Source organism: Mycobacterium sp. NGS64 (assembly GCF_059812245.1).
In genome coordinates this window covers 741,831-753,848 of record NZ_JCALCI010000001.1, presented here as the reverse complement: position 1 = coordinate 753,848, position 12,018 = coordinate 741,831, and the positions used below count along the sequence as shown (strand labels likewise).

Genomic DNA, 12,018 nt, shown 5'->3' with positions numbered 1-12,018 from the left:
GACTCCTAGTAGTGATACGTGTCCGACGGCGCCGGCGAGTGCACGCGCTCCTCGTCGTCGAACTCCGACACCTCGATGCCGTAAGCGCGGGCCAGATCCAGGATCTTGGTGGCCCTCGCGATACGCGGCAGGTCGGAGCCGTTGCGGATCTCTCCCCCGTCACGTTCGAACTCGGCGAAAAACTCCTTGGCCCAGGAGATTTCGTCCTGGGATGGGGAAAGGCCCTCGTTCACCACGGCGCATTGATCCGGCGTCAGGCAGATCTTGCCGGTCATCCCGAATTCGACGGAAACGGCCGTGGCCTCGATGAGCTTCAAGGCGTTGGAGCCGATCGTCGGCCCGTCGATCGCGCTGGGCAGGTTGGCCGCCTTGGCGGCGATCGTGAAGCGCGAGCGCGCGTACGCCAGGGTGCTCGGATCCTCCCCGAAGCCGGTGTCGCGGCGGAAATCGCCGATCCCGAACGCGAGCCGGAATGTGCCCTTGGCCGCGGCGATCTCGGTGATGCGCTCGAGTCCCCGGGCCGTCTCGACCAACGCCACGATGGGCACGTTGGGCAAGCGTTGCGCGGTCTCGGTGACGTGGTCCACCGATTCGACCATCGCCAGCATCACCCCGCCGACGGGCGTATCAGCCAATGCCGCCAAATCATCGGCCCACCACGGGGTGCCGAACCCGTTGATGCGGACCCAGTCGGTGTTTTCGGCGTTGAGCCAACGCACCACGTTCTCGCGGGCGGCCTGCTTGTCTTTGGGCGCCACCGCATCCTCGATGTCGAGGACGACGATGTCGGCGCGGGAATGCGCCGCGGCCTGGAACCGGTCGGCGTGCGCGCCGTTGACCAGCAGCCAACTGCGGGCGAGAACGGGATCGATGCGCCAGCCGATGTCGGCGGGATCCGGCGCCTGGTCGTCGACCTGTTCGTACATCTGATCTGTCGCCATGTTCATTCCGTGGGGTGAAATTCGTGTTTCTTAGACCGTAGTCGCCTGGCGAACCGACGATCACGCGGGCTTGTGCGAGCGCCGCCAGAGCAAGCCCCCCACAGCCAGGACGGCGAACACCAGGAGCGCGGCGAGCAACGACTGCAGCGCAAAGACCGCGAAGTCGTTGACGTCGTACGAGTCGCCGTCACCGACACACTGGAAGCTCACGCTGGTGCCCGACTGGCCCGGCTTGTAGCTGTAGTGCGAGGTGTTGTACGCCATCGCGTATCCGCTGCGGCACACGATAGGGCCCATCCACAGCGCGCTCGACGGGATGAGCGCGGTCGCCGCCGCCGCGATGCCTACGCAGAGGCCGATCCCCCCGCCGAGCAGCGCAACGATCGGCCCGATCCAACCGGCCCCGGAGAGCTTGCGCTGGGGCGCCGCGAAGCCCTGACCGCCATAGGCTCCCCGCGGGCGCGGCGCCAGGAAAACGGGATCGGATGGGTCGCAACGCTGGTAGACGACTTGTCCCCCGACTTTGATCGTGCCGCCCGCGCGCAGGCCGGCGCGGTCGAGGACGTCTCTGTACTGCTGCTGCGACAGTCCCGCGTCGACGACGGCGCGTGAAAGTGCCTCCCGAAGCGGCGCCGGTCCCCCGAAGGGCTGACCGCGGTCGGCCGCCAGGGCCTGGGCCAGCCGGCGCGCGTGCTCGTCGATCGCGGCCAGCTGCGCGGCGGAGACCTCGGCCGGACGCGCAACGTGATTGGGGGGTTGGCCGTCACCCGCGGCGGCCCTCGCGTCGGCCAGCTGGCGCTCGAGCTCCGCGATGCGCTTCTGCTGCGCGAGCTGCAGCTCCAACTCGGCGATGCGCTGTCGCGGGTCCTGCTGATCCATCAGCAAACGATCGTACTTGGCAAAATCCTCGGGTGTAGTTTCATTCCTCTCACGCCGGGTAGCCATGCCTTGCGACGCATCGGGCCTTGTTTCTCGTGTCGCTTTTCGCGCGGGCTAGAAGCAACTGGTCCCACTCTGATGCTCGGTCTTCAGTCGACCGAGCAGAACCAATTCAGGAGCAAATATGCGTAAGACAATTGCGGTCATTTCTGCAACCGGGGCACTGCTATTCGGTGGGGCGGGCGTCGCCAACGCCACCACTCAAAGTGTGCCGGCGCCGTCATCGACCACAACGACGCTGGCCGACAACAACAATGGCCAAAGCACCGACCAACACAGCGACAACAACGGGCTGTGGGGGCTGCTTGGCCTGCTCGGGTTGGGTGGACTCATCGGCCTCAAGCGCCGCAAGGACACCGACACAATCGCGGCTGTCGGAACACCCACCACACGTGGCAACGTCTAGCTGAATCCGCCGAAGCCCCCGTCGGATGCTGCAAGCGGTCTGACGGGGGCTCGCGTTTACCCGTCCCGGCGCGGGGTATTTCTGGCAAAGCGGTGCACAGCCCATAGCCCGCACCCCCGAATCCCCTATCGATGGAGGTATCGGCGATGGCCGACATGATTGTCCAATCTCCCGAGGAGGTCGTCGCGTTTCTCAAAGCGCAGCACAACCTCATCGAGGACATGTTTGACGAAGTGCTGCACGCATCGGACCCCAAGGCACGCGAGAAGCCGTTCGTGGAGTTGCGCCAACTGCTGGCCGTGCACGAGACGGCCGAGGAGATGGTGGTGCATCCGCGGACTCGCCGCGAGGTCGACGGCGGCGACGCGATCGTCGACGCCCGGCTCAAAGAAGAGCACGAAGCCAAGGAACTGCTGTCGGGGATCGAGAAACTCGACTTCACCTCGCAGGAGTTCGTCGACGAGCTGACCAAGCTGCGCGACGCCGTGCTCGACCACGCCCGGCACGAGGAGGACGAAGAATTCCCCCTGCTGCAGAAGGAAGTCGACGCGAACGACCTCAAGCGGATGGGCTCGGCGGTGCGTGCGGCCGAGGCGATAGCCCCCACCCGTCCGCATCCTGGCGTGGAATCGGCGAAGCTGAATTTCGCCGTCGGGCCGTTTGCCTCGATGCTCGACCGCGCCCGTGACTTGATCGCGCAGGCCATCGGCTAGGGACGGGACTTTCCGTAGTCTCGGTGAAGTGAGCGTTGCGCCGGATACCACCGTTGCTCTGCAGGACCGGTTCTTTCGCCAGCTGCCGGAGATGGCCGTCCGCTGGCAGGCCGAGCCGGCCCCCGACCTGCGGCTCCTCGCGATCAACGAACCGCTGGCCGCCGAGCTCGGTCTCGACGCCGACTGGCTGCGGAGTCCTGACGGGCTGCGTTTCCTGGTGGGCAACCTCGTCCCCGGCGGCGCCGTTCCGGTGGCCCAGGCTTATGCCGGGCACCAGTTTGGCGGGTATGTCCCGCGATTGGGCGACGGCCGCGCACTGCTGTTGGGCGAGCTCGTCGACGACGGCGGGCGCCTGCGCGACATCCACCTGAAGGGGTCCGGCCCGACGCCATTCGCGCGCGGCGGCGACGGCCTGGCGGCGGTGGGCCCGATGCTGCGCGAGTACATCGTCAGCGAGGCGATGCACGCGCTGGGCGTCCCAACGACCCGATCGCTGGCCGTCGTCGCCACCGGGCGGCCCGTACAGCGCGAGACGCAGCTGCCCGGCGCCGTGCTTACCCGTGTCGCCAGCAGTCACCTGCGCGTGGGCAGCTTCCAATACGCGTCGGCCACCGGCGACGTCGATCTGCTGCGCCGCCTCGCCGACCATGCGATCGCGCGGCACCATCCGAATGGGGCCGAGGCCGAGCGGCCGTACCTGGCCCTGTTCGAAGCAGTGGTTGCCGTCCAGGCGTCGCTGATCGCCCGATGGATGCTGATCGGCTTCGTGCACGGGGTGATGAACACCGACAACATGACGATCTCCGGTGAAACCATCGACTACGGGCCGTGCGCCTTCATGGAGGCCTATGACCCGGACACGGTTTTCAGCTCCATCGATTTCTGGGGTCGCTACGCCTACGGCAACCAGCCGGTGGTCGCCGGATGGAATCTCGCCCGGTTCGCCGAATCACTGATTCCGTTGCTGTCCAACGATGTTGACGAGGCGGTGGAGCTCGCCGAGGAAGCGTTCGGGATTTTCCGGCCCAGCTACGACGCCGTGTGGTCGGCCGGCATGCGCGCCAAACTGGGTCTGTCCGACGACGTGGACGCCGGAGTCGTGGCACCGCTGGCCGACGACTTGCTTGCGCTGCTGAACGAGAGCCACGTCGACTACACGTCCTTCTTCCGCCACCTCGGGCGGGCGGCGCGCGGCGAATCGGAAGTAGCGCGCGGGCTGTTCATCAACCTTGCCGGGTTCGACGACTGGTTGGCGCGCTGGCGCGCCCTCGGCCCGGACGCCGAATCGATGGACCGCGCCAACCCCGTCTACATTCCGCGCAATCACCTTGTCGAGGAGGCGCTGGCCGCGGCGACGGCCGGCGATCTCGACCCGCTTGGGCGCCTGCTCGGCGCAGTCACCGCACCGTATGACGAACGCCCGGGCCTCGAGCGCTACGCAAGCCCCGCGCCCGAGGATTTCGGCGCGTACCAAACGTTCTGCGGCACTTGAACTATCGCGCGACGGCGCGGTTCTCGTAGGCCGCCGTCAACCAGAACACGGCGCGCTCGATCCCGGGCACGATCTCGGTGACCTCGATCTCGCCCTGCGCAAAACGCCCCAGGAAGCCGAAGACCACGCCCGTCAGGATGAGCTCGAGATCTTTCGCATAGTCCGAATCCACTTGCGCCGTGATCGATTTGGTGACCGGTACCACCGCGTCCACGCCGCGCTGGATCAGCCGTTCGCCACCCGGCCCCGATCGTGCGCGAAAGTACGATCGCAGCATCGTCGGGTGCTTTTCCCATGGCTCGAAAATCGTCCGCATCACCTGCATTAGGTCGGAGTAAAGCGATTCGCCGCTCGCGCCGGTGGCCGGTGACGGCAGGTTCGCGTAGCGATTGGTGTCCATCCACCATTCGAGGGCGGCGACGATCAGCTCGTCGCGGGTCGCGTACCGCTTGTAGATGGTGGCGAGGGATACCCGCGCGCGCTTGGCCACCTCGCGGAGCTGCACGGCCTCGTAGCCCTGCGTGTCCAGCAGCTCGACCACGATCTCGATGATCGGATCCGGCTGGCGACCCCCTTCTGCAAGCACAGTAACCATGTTACTCTACGGCTCGGGTAACCACGTTACTGAAGGGCAGAATCATGGGCCAACTGGAAGGCAAGGTCGCCTTCATCACCGGGGTCGCTCGCGGCCAGGGCCGCAGCCACGCGATTCGCCTGGCGCGCGACGGGGCCAACATCGTCGGCATCGACATCTGCGAAGACATCGCCGCGAACGGCTACCCGATGGCCAGCCGCTCCGAGCTCGACGAAACGGTGGCCCTCGTCGAGGGCGAGGGCGCCAAGATGCTGGGGCTGGTGGCCGACGTCCGCGACTTCCATCAGGTCAAGTCGGCGGTGGACGCCGGCGTCGAACAGTTCGGTCGCCTCGACATCGTCCTGGCCAACGCGGGGATCGCGCCGGTGGCCTTCCGCGAGCTGACGATCGAGGAGGAGCTGGCGCAGTGGAAGGCGGCCACCGGGGTCAACCTCGACGGCGCCTACCACACCGCGTGGGCGGCGATTCCGCACCTGCTCGCCGGTAATCGCGGCGGGGCGATCATCTTCACCAGCTCCACGGCCGGGCTGAAAGGTTTCGGCGGCCTGCAGGGTGGCGGCCTGGGCTACGCGGCGTCCAAACACGGCATCGTCGGGCTGATGCGGACGCTCGCCAACGCGCTTGCGCCGCTGAACATTCGGGTCAACACCGTGCACCCGACCGCGGTCAACACCATGATGGCGGTCAACCCCGCCATGACCGAATTCCTCGAGAACTACCCCGACGGCGGCCCACACCTGCAAAACCCGATGCCGGTCGGCCTGCTGGAGCCCGAGGACATCAGCGCCGCCATCGCCTACCTGGTCTCCGACGAGGCCAAGTACGTCACCGGGGTGACCTTCCCCGTCGACGCCGGGTTCTGCAACAAGCTATGAGCGCCACTGGGCGAGTCGCCGGCAAGCGGGTGCTGGTAACCGGCGCCGCGCGGGGAATGGGCCGCAGCCATGCCGTGCGCCTGGCCGAGGAAGGGGCCGACCTCATCCTGGTCGACATCTGCGCCTCGCTGCCGGAGATCGAGTATCCCCTCGCCTCGCGCGCGGACCTCGAGGAAACCGCGAGGCTGATCGAAAAGCACGACCGCCGCGCGGTCCTCCATGTGGTCGACATCCGCGACGCGGCGGCCCTGGCCGCGGCGGTCGACGACGGCGTCGCCGAATTGGGCGGCCTGGACGCCGCCGTGGCCAACGCCGGGGTGCTGACCGTCGGCACCTGGGACACGACGACGCCGGAGCAGTGGCGCACCGTCGTCGACGTCAACCTCATCGGCACCTGGAACACCTGCGCCGCCGCCCTCCCCCACCTCGTCGGCCAGGGCGGCAGCCTCATCCTCGTCAGTTCCTCGGCCGGGCTGAAGGGCACCCCGCTGCACCTTCCGTACACGGCGTCTAAGCACGGCGTCGTCGGGTTAAGTCGCGCGCTGGCCAATGAGCTTGCCGCGCAGAGCGTTCGGGTCAACACCGTGCACCCGACGGGGGTGGAGACGGGAATGCGCCCGGAATCCCTGCAGGGCCTCCTGGCCGAGACGCGGCCCGACTTGATCCCCATCTTCCTCAATGCCCTGCCCACCCTCATGGCCGAGGCGATCGACATCAGCAACGCTGTGCTGTTCCTGGTGTCGGACGAGTCCCGATTCGTCACCGGGCTGGAGTTCAAGGTGGACGCCGGCGTCACCCTACGGTGACGGCCGCCAAAACCCAACGCAGAAAGCTGGTTCCATGACAGAGCGCTCAGAACTGGGCAGGCACCGTTTCGCCGAGGTGATGACGGTGTCGCCGCCCGACGATCCGAGCCCCACGACCACCAGCGGCCTGATCGATTTCGTCTTCGCCGAAATCTGGTCGCGCCCGATTCTGAGCCGCAGGGACCGGCGTTTCGTCACGCTGGCCTGCGTCGCGGCCGCCGACGCCGAGGAGCCTCTGCAGGATCACGTGTACGCGGCGTTGAACAGCGGCGACCTGACCATCACCGAGATGCGCGAAACGGTCTTGCATTTCGCGGTATACGCCGGTTGGCCCAAGGCGTCCCGATTCAACATGGCCGTCGACGCGCAATGGGAACGGATCCAGCGCGAGCGCGGCCAGGACGTGCCGCCACCCGAGCCGCTGCTGCCCTTGGTCACCCCGAGCGATCCGGAGAGCCGGTTGGCGGGCGGGGAGGAATGCTTCAGGACGGTCAATTGCATTCCGTTTGTTCCGATCCGCGACAACCCCTACTCCGGCGCGGGGATTTTGAACTTCGTGTTCGGCGAGATGTGGTTGCGGCCGGGGCTGGGAATCAAGGAGCGGCGCCTGGTGACGGTGGCGTGTGTGGCCATCCAGGACGCGCCCATCCCGATCCTCAGCCACGTCTACGCCGCGCTCAAGAGCCGCGACATCTCGTTCGACGAGATGGACGAGCTGGCCCTGCATTTCGCCGCCTACTACGGCTGGCCGAAGGCCTCCCACCTGAGCCAGGTGATCGGCGAGCAGAAGCAGCGGGTGTCGGCGGAATGGCATGCGGAAGCCACGGCAACGTGAACTCGTCGCTGTCCGGAGGACTACTGATCGGCGGCGACCGCGTGACCCGGTCGTCCGGCGGGGTCCACCAGCACATCTACCCGGCCACCGGCCAGCCCAACGCGAGCGTGCAATTGGCCGGCGCCGCCGAGATCGACGAGGCGGTCGCCTCCGCGTGGGCGGCCCATCGAGAATGGATGTCGCTCACCGCCGATCGCCGGCGGGATAAGTTGATCGGCCTGGCCGACGCGGTCCGCGACGATCTGGACGAGCTGGCCCGGCTCAACGTGCACGACTACGCCGTCCCAATCTCGCTCGCCGGCAACGCGATTCTGCTCGAACGATTTCTGCGCCACTTCGCGGGCTACGTCGACAAACCGCACGGCCTCAGCACGCCGGTGGCCGAATCGTTCGACGTCAACCTCGTCGAGCGCGAGCCCTACGGCGTCGTCGGCGTCATCACCCCGTGGAACGGCGCGCTGGTGGTGATCGCCTCCTGCGTAGCCCCGGCGCTGGCGGCGGGCAACGCCGTCGTGCTCAAGCCGTCGGAGGTGGCGCCGTTCGCCGCCTTGCGATTCGGCGAGCTGTGCATGGCGGCGGGCCTACCCGCCGGGCTCGTCAACGTGGTGCCCGCCGGACCCGAAGGCGGTGACGCCCTCGTCCGCCACCCGGGCATCCGCAAGGTGCACTTCACCGGCGGCGCGGCGACGGCCCGCAAGGTCCTTGAGGCGGCGGCGACGAACCTGACACCGGTGGTCGCCGAGCTCGGCGGCAAGTCGGCAATGATCGTCTTCGACGACGCCGACCTCGACGCGGCCGCCATGCTCTCGGCGCACCAGGGCCCGCTGATCCAGTCGGGACAGAGCTGCGCCTGCGCCAGCCGGATTCTGGTGCACGAATCGGTCTATGACGCGTTCGCCGAACGCTTCGTGGGTGTCGTCAAGAGCGCCAAGGTGGGTGACCCGTTCGACCCCGGCGTGGTGTTCGGGCCGGTCATCAGCCAGCCCGCCGCCGATCGCATCATCGCCGAGATCGACGACGCCGTCGGCAACAAAGCGGGTGAATTGCTCACCGGCGGAACCAGATTGGGCGGCGAGCTGGCGGCGGGATACTACATCGAGCCGACCGTGTTCGGCGGCGTGGACAATGCCTCCACGCTGGCCCAAACGGAGACCTTCGGCCCGGTGGTGTCCCTGATGAAGTTCGGCAGCGAAGCCGAAGCGGTGCGCCTCGCCAACGACACGCCATACGGCTTGAACGCCTTTGTGCAGACGCGCGACCTCGCCCGTGCGCACCGGGTGGCGCGCCGGCTCGAGGCGGGCTCGGTGTGGGTCAACACGTTCAGCGACATCTCACCGCAGGGACCGTATGGCGGTTTCAAGCAAAGCGGCTTCGGCCGCACCGGCGGCCTCGACGGCCTCTATGAGTTCCTGCAAGTCAAGAACATTCGAATCGGCATGGGCTGAAGCGTTTAGAGTTCCAGGATGGCTGGAAACGTCGCGGTGATCGGGGCGGGACCGGGCGGTCTCATCGCGGCGCGTTGGCTGGTGTCCCAGGGGTTCGAGCCGGCGATCTTCGAGCGCTCACCCGTGCTCGGCGGGCAATGGGCGGGCCTCGACGGCCGCAGCGGCGTATGGCCCAGCATGCACACGAACAGCAGCCGCGTCCTGACGGCCTTCAGCGACCTCGAGCACGAGACCGGCCTCGTCTATCCGTCCAACCGCGCCATTCTCGACTATTTGCGCCGCTACGCCGAAAGGTTCCGGCTCGTCGAGCGCATCCTGTTCGGGACTCCGGTCGAACTCGTCACGCGAGACGGCGCCCGCTGGCTCGTTCGTTATGCCGGCGGGGAGGAAAGTTTCGAGCGGGTCGTGGTGGCCACCGGAAGGTTCCACGCTGCAGCCATTCCCCCGGTGCCGGGGCTCGAGACATTCGCCGGCTCGGCCGGAGCGACCGCGACATACCACTACCGCGGGCCCGCCCCGTATCAAGGTAAGCGCGTTCTGGTGGCGGGCTGCGCGATCAGCGCGCTCGAGATCGCGACGGAACTCGCCCAACTCGGCGCGGCACGCGTCGTGGTGACCCAGCGGCGCCAGCGGTACGTGCTGCCCAAGTTCGCCGCCGGCGTCCCGTCCGATCACCGGGTCTATACGCGGTACGGAACGCTGGCCGACGAGACGCTGCAGCCGGCCGAGATCGACCGGCAACTCAAGGAGATGGTGGTCGCGGCGGGAGGGAGCCCCGAACAGTACGGCGCGCCGGCGCCGGACCCTTCCGTCTCGGTGGCCGGCCTCACCCTCAACCAGCACTACCTGCCGCTGGTGGCCGAGGGCCGGATCTCGGTGCGCCCGTGGATGGAGTCGGTCGCGGGCACGACGGTGGCGTTCGCCGACGGCCGCACCGAGGAATTCGACGGGATCGTGTTCGGCACCGGGTTCAATCTTTCGATGCCATTCCTCGGGGAAGACATCCGGCGCGTCCTCGATTTGGACTCGGTGCACCTGGACGCCGACCGCTACACCTTCCATCCCGATCTTCCGGGTCTGGCGTTCGTGGGCATGTGGGATCAGTCGGGCGGATACTTTGTGCCGCTTGAACTTCAAGCCAGGTGGATCGCGTACACATGGGGCGGCACCATCTCGTCGCCCACCGAGACCGACCAGCGGTCGGCGATCACGGCCTATCGCTCACGGCGAGGGACGTCCCAAAAGACGCGGATGAACCTGGTCGCCGTGACGTTCGCCCGCGCCGCTGGTGTCGAGCCGAAGCCGGATGACTGGCCGGAGTTACGGCGCGCCTTACTGTTCGGTCCCCTGGCGCCGAGTTGTTTCCGGCTCCAAGGCCCCGACGCGTTGCCCGACGCGCCGACCCGGTTCGCGCGCGACGCCGCCACCTTCGGTGCGATCACATCCAACGAGCTGACCGAGCGGGAACGCAACTATTGGTCGCTGCTGGAAGCGGCCCTGGTCCGTTAGATGCCCTGCCCGGCAGGGGTTTACGCCAATTGCGCGAACTCGGCCTGCAGCTCGTCCAAACGGCGCAGCGTCTCGTCGCGCGGCTCGGTGGGCAGCTCAACCAAAGCCTGCTCCACGCCCAGCGGCAGGTAACCCTCGAGTGCTTGCGCCGTGTGCTTCCCCATGTGCATGTTGATCACCGGGACGTCATGCCCGGCAACGGCGCGCAACTCCTCCAGCTGACCCGACAGGGCGCCCGCCGACCCGCTCATGGCGAGCCAGCCGGCGTTGAGCCGGGCGATGCGCTTGAAGGCCCCCGACCCGCCGCCCACGTACAGCGGCGGATACGGCTTGGTCAGCGGCTTGGGCCAGCTGTAGATCGGATCGAAGTTCACGAATTCGCCGTGGAACTCAGCCTTTTCCCGCGTCCAGATCTCGATCATCGCGTCCAGCCGCTCGTCCGCCGTGCGGCCGCGCACACCGGGATCGACGCCATGGTTCGCAATCTCCTCGCGCAGCCAGCCCACGCCCACACCAAAGCGGAATCGCCCCTGCGATACCAGATCGAGCGAGACCACCTCCTTGGCCGTCAGGATCGGGTCTCGCTGCGGGACCAGCGCGATCCCGGTGCCCAGGACGAGTTGCTCGGTCGCGACAGCCGCCGCGGTCAACGCCACGAACGGATCGAACGTCCGGTAGTACTTCCGCGGAATCGGGCCGCCCATCGGATACGGCGTCTTGGCGTCGACGGGGATGTGCGTGTGCTCGGCCAGGAACAGGGAGGCAAACCCGCGCTCCTCGAGTGCCCGGCCCAACTCGACCGGGCCGATTCCTTCGTCGGTGATGAACGTCAGGACGCCGATTCTCATGGTTGCTCCCCTCGTCGCCCGACGACGTTACGCCGCGTGGCGCCCCAAAGCCCCACGCCGATACCGACGACGGCACCGCCGAGGCCGATGACCCGCTGCGACGTCTTCAACTCGTCGTGCACACTCATCCCGCCGAGCAGGTCGGCCGCGTCGGCACCGCCTGAGGCCAGGAACCAGCCGCGGGTGTCCTTGCCGCGCAGCGCCGCCGCGGCGAGCAGCCCGCCGATCAACGCATCGCGATAGCCCATGGAACGCAGCAACAGTCGCGCCGTCGGCGTCGGTTCCTCCGGGTCGCCCCACAACCGGTTCGCCCGGAGCGGATCGACGAGGAAGGAGATGCCCGACGCGAGTCGGATGCTGCCCGCGACAAGCGCGGCCCGGTCGATTGCCATGGCCGCAGCCTAGAGCCAATCGCTCCGGTGCACGAGCACGACCTTCCGCTCGCTAGTGAACTAGAGTTCACCGAAATGGTCGTTTTCAGTGATGAATTTTGGCCAGTGAGAGCTTTAAGGAAGTTGCGGTACGTTGCTCGACTTCAGCAAACCCGTTCGGGTGAAACGCAATTGCCACGTCGGCGTTTGCGACCCGCAAGCCACGCCACCGAAACGGCCGAG

At 67.4% G+C, this 12,018-nt stretch carries 13 protein-coding genes; 8 read left to right on the top strand and 5 right to left on the bottom strand.

Annotated features, from left to right (window positions below; genetic code table 11):
• Positions 1 to 5 precede the first annotated feature (5 nt).
• A complete protein-coding gene (locus AC5Y4S_RS03740; RefSeq protein ID WP_500032122.1) occupies positions 6 to 926 on the bottom strand; it encodes an HpcH/HpaI aldolase/citrate lyase family protein in 921 nt (306 codons plus the stop codon).
• A 75-nt stretch (positions 927 to 1,001) separates the two neighbouring features.
• Entirely contained in the window at positions 1,002 to 1,820 is an 819-nt protein-coding gene (locus AC5Y4S_RS03735; RefSeq protein WP_500029952.1) for a hypothetical protein, read from the bottom strand.
• A 184-nt stretch (positions 1,821 to 2,004) separates the two neighbouring features.
• Here AC5Y4S_RS03735 and AC5Y4S_RS03730 point away from each other — a divergent pair, with 184 nt between their 5' ends.
• The 3 genes from AC5Y4S_RS03730 to AC5Y4S_RS03720 all read left to right on the top strand — a co-directional run bounded on the left by AC5Y4S_RS03730 (position 2,005) and on the right by AC5Y4S_RS03720 (position 4,491).
• Positions 2,005 to 2,286 (top strand): WGxxGxxG family protein, encoded by a 282-nt coding sequence (locus tag AC5Y4S_RS03730; RefSeq protein ID WP_500029948.1) that lies wholly within the window; start codon positions 2,005 to 2,007, stop codon positions 2,284 to 2,286.
• Positions 2,287 to 2,432: 146 nt separating this feature from the next.
• A complete protein-coding gene (locus AC5Y4S_RS03725; RefSeq protein WP_068175782.1) occupies positions 2,433 to 2,999 on the top strand; it encodes a hemerythrin domain-containing protein in 567 nt (188 codons plus the stop codon).
• Between the two features lie 28 nt (positions 3,000 to 3,027).
• The gene (locus AC5Y4S_RS03720) at positions 3,028 to 4,491 is read left to right on the top strand and encodes a protein adenylyltransferase SelO (RefSeq protein ID WP_500029944.1); all 1,464 of its coding nucleotides are present in this window, start codon (positions 3,028 to 3,030) and stop codon (positions 4,489 to 4,491) included.
• A 1-nt stretch (position 4,492) separates the two neighbouring features.
• On the opposite strand, the gene AC5Y4S_RS03715 is transcribed toward AC5Y4S_RS03720, so the two are convergent.
• Positions 4,493 to 5,086 (bottom strand): TetR/AcrR family transcriptional regulator, encoded by a 594-nt coding sequence (locus AC5Y4S_RS03715; protein WP_500029940.1) that lies wholly within the window; start codon positions 5,084 to 5,086, stop codon positions 4,493 to 4,495.
• Positions 5,087 to 5,130: 44 nt separating this feature from the next.
• Between AC5Y4S_RS03715 and AC5Y4S_RS03710 the strand changes: the two genes are divergently transcribed.
• From AC5Y4S_RS03710 to AC5Y4S_RS03690, 5 genes are read left to right on the top strand one after another with little or no spacing between them, the layout of a single operon-like run.
• The gene (locus AC5Y4S_RS03710; RefSeq protein WP_500029937.1) at positions 5,131 to 5,961 is read left to right on the top strand and encodes a mycofactocin-coupled SDR family oxidoreductase; all 831 of its coding nucleotides are present in this window, start codon (positions 5,131 to 5,133) and stop codon (positions 5,959 to 5,961) included.
• A complete protein-coding gene (locus AC5Y4S_RS03705; protein WP_500029935.1) occupies positions 5,958 to 6,767 on the top strand; it encodes a mycofactocin-coupled SDR family oxidoreductase in 810 nt (269 codons plus the stop codon). The genes AC5Y4S_RS03710 and AC5Y4S_RS03705 overlap by 4 nt, the downstream gene beginning before the upstream one ends.
• 34 nt (positions 6,768 to 6,801) lie before the next feature.
• On the top strand, positions 6,802 to 7,602 hold the full coding sequence (locus AC5Y4S_RS03700) for a carboxymuconolactone decarboxylase family protein (RefSeq protein ID WP_500029933.1): 801 nt from the start codon (positions 6,802 to 6,804) through the stop codon (positions 7,600 to 7,602).
• Complete coding sequence (locus AC5Y4S_RS03695; RefSeq protein ID WP_500029931.1) at positions 7,575 to 9,047, top strand: aldehyde dehydrogenase family protein; 1,473 nt, start codon at positions 7,575 to 7,577, stop codon at positions 9,045 to 9,047. The genes AC5Y4S_RS03700 and AC5Y4S_RS03695 overlap by 28 nt, the downstream gene beginning before the upstream one ends.
• 18 nt (positions 9,048 to 9,065) lie before the next feature.
• Positions 9,066 to 10,556 (top strand): flavin-containing monooxygenase, encoded by a 1,491-nt coding sequence (locus tag AC5Y4S_RS03690; protein ID WP_500029929.1) that lies wholly within the window; start codon positions 9,066 to 9,068, stop codon positions 10,554 to 10,556.
• 20 nt (positions 10,557 to 10,576) lie between these two features.
• Here AC5Y4S_RS03690 and AC5Y4S_RS03685 read toward each other — a convergent pair whose 3' ends face one another.
• Positions 10,577 to 11,404: an LLM class F420-dependent oxidoreductase gene (locus AC5Y4S_RS03685; RefSeq protein ID WP_500029925.1), complete on the bottom strand. Its 828-nt coding sequence runs from the start codon at positions 11,402 to 11,404 to the stop codon at positions 10,577 to 10,579.
• Positions 11,401 to 11,796, bottom strand: coding sequence for a DUF4267 domain-containing protein (locus AC5Y4S_RS03680; protein ID WP_500029923.1), 396 nt, complete (start codon positions 11,794 to 11,796; stop codon positions 11,401 to 11,403). The genes AC5Y4S_RS03685 and AC5Y4S_RS03680 overlap by 4 nt, the downstream gene beginning before the upstream one ends.
• Between the last annotated feature and the right edge of the window lie 222 nt (positions 11,797 to 12,018).

Excerpts from the sequence above, each read along its gene's own strand:
- AC5Y4S_RS03740 (WP_500032122.1), bottom strand. The coding sequence starts at position 926 with ATGTACGAACAGGTCGACGACCAGGCGCCGGATCCCGCCGACATCGGC.
- AC5Y4S_RS03735 (WP_500029952.1), bottom strand. The coding sequence starts at position 1,820 with ATGGATCAGCAGGACCCGCGACAGCGCATCGCCGAGTTGGAGCTGCAG.
- AC5Y4S_RS03730 (WP_500029948.1), top strand. The coding sequence starts at position 2,005 with ATGCGTAAGACAATTGCGGTCATTTCTGCAACCGGGGCACTGCTATTC.
- AC5Y4S_RS03725 (WP_068175782.1), top strand. The coding sequence starts at position 2,433 with ATGGCCGACATGATTGTCCAATCTCCCGAGGAGGTCGTCGCGTTTCTC.
- AC5Y4S_RS03715 (WP_500029940.1), bottom strand. The coding sequence starts at position 5,086 with ATGGTTACTGTGCTTGCAGAAGGGGGTCGCCAGCCGGATCCGATCATC.
- AC5Y4S_RS03710 (WP_500029937.1), top strand. The coding sequence starts at position 5,131 with ATGGGCCAACTGGAAGGCAAGGTCGCCTTCATCACCGGGGTCGCTCGC.
- AC5Y4S_RS03705 (WP_500029935.1), top strand. The coding sequence starts at position 5,958 with ATGAGCGCCACTGGGCGAGTCGCCGGCAAGCGGGTGCTGGTAACCGGC.
- AC5Y4S_RS03700 (WP_500029933.1), top strand. The coding sequence starts at position 6,802 with ATGACAGAGCGCTCAGAACTGGGCAGGCACCGTTTCGCCGAGGTGATG.
- AC5Y4S_RS03695 (WP_500029931.1), top strand. The coding sequence starts at position 7,575 with ATGGCATGCGGAAGCCACGGCAACGTGAACTCGTCGCTGTCCGGAGGA.
- AC5Y4S_RS03690 (WP_500029929.1), top strand. The coding sequence starts at position 9,066 with ATGGCTGGAAACGTCGCGGTGATCGGGGCGGGACCGGGCGGTCTCATC.
- AC5Y4S_RS03685 (WP_500029925.1), bottom strand. The coding sequence starts at position 11,404 with ATGAGAATCGGCGTCCTGACGTTCATCACCGACGAAGGAATCGGCCCG.
- AC5Y4S_RS03680 (WP_500029923.1), bottom strand. The coding sequence starts at position 11,796 with ATGGCAATCGACCGGGCCGCGCTTGTCGCGGGCAGCATCCGACTCGCG.